Genomic DNA, 1,118 nt, shown 5'->3' with positions numbered 1-1,118 from the left:
AATGAATTCTTCATCAAAAGGAACTTATTTGTCTGAAAATATAAAAGATAAATACTCTTGTATAAAGGTTAGGTAATTCTGAAATTATTTTCAACTATCCATTGGTAATTTACATTTTTAGGGTTTTGGTCTATTGCATATAAACCCATATTTGAATCTTTAAAATGAACTAAATCATTATATTTAGATTTTGAAATTAAAAACGTTTGCCAACACCTTGTATAATTTATTGCTCATTTTCTGCTTATTTACGAAAGTCCTAGCAGACTTTCTATTCTATTATTATTTATTAACTAAGTTGCTTAAAACCGCAGCAAACCATACACAACAACGTTAGCAACAATTTGACGCAACCTTTTGCATAACTATGCATCTGTATATTAATAACAAAATCTAAAAAAATATGAAAACGAAAATTTTACTTTTAATGATTATTGGAATTTTATTCTCTTGTTCTAGTGATGATGAGAATGAAACTGAAACTATTGAGATGAGAATTAATCATTTTCAGAGTACAGGAATGACTATTATCCCTGTTTTGACGCTACTTGTACAAGAAGAGGATAATATCGGAACTGACATTTGGACTAAATTCTACTCGAATATTGAAGGATTTAATTATGAATCAGGTACTATCTATAATTTATCTGTAAAGTCTGAGCCAATAGACAACCCTCCTGCTGACGTAAGTTCTCATAAATATACTCTTATAGAAATTAAATCAACTCAAGTAATTGATAATGAAACTCTTTTTGATATAGATTTAAAAATAAACGGAGAAAACTTTGTAACAACTGACAATGGTTTAAAACTTCTTAATCAAATTAATATTGACTGTAACAATCTTTGTGTTGAATTAGATACCATATTACAGAATCAGGACTTTGTAATCGGAACATTTAAAAGGATTTCCGACAATGAAATAAAATTAATTGAACTTGAATAAAAACTGTTGCTAACAAAGTACTGTGGTAAAAAACAAGTAAAATGCATTAACTTTTCACTAGAGTACTTTTATATTCTTTATCATATATCAACCCTGATTTAGCAATTGCAAAGGCTTGTTTTAATAGGGTATTACATACCGCTATTAATGCTAATTTTTTACTCTTACCTTT

General features: G+C 27.5%; 1 protein-coding gene and 1 pseudogene. One reads left to right on the top strand and one right to left on the bottom strand.

Features of this window, described 5'->3' with window-relative positions; all coding sequences use genetic code 11:
• The first annotated feature begins 403 nt into the window (after positions 1-403).
• Positions 404-946 (top strand): DUF4377 domain-containing protein, encoded by a 543-nt coding sequence (locus CXF67_RS09895; protein WP_257984653.1) that lies wholly within the window; start codon positions 404-406, stop codon positions 944-946.
• Positions 947-992: 46 nt separating this feature from the next.
• On the opposite strand, the pseudogene CXF67_RS18795 reads toward CXF67_RS09895, so the two are convergent.
• Positions 993-1,118: pseudogene (locus CXF67_RS18795) on the bottom strand (IS110 family transposase); the annotation flags it as partial.

The sequence above is a fragment of the Psychroflexus sp. MES1-P1E genome, assembly GCF_002836055.1.
In the GTDB taxonomy this organism is placed as follows: domain Bacteria; phylum Bacteroidota; class Bacteroidia; order Flavobacteriales; family Flavobacteriaceae; genus Psychroflexus.
The sequence above is the reverse complement of the archived record's forward strand: the minus strand, read 5'-3'. Positions and strand labels throughout refer to the sequence as shown.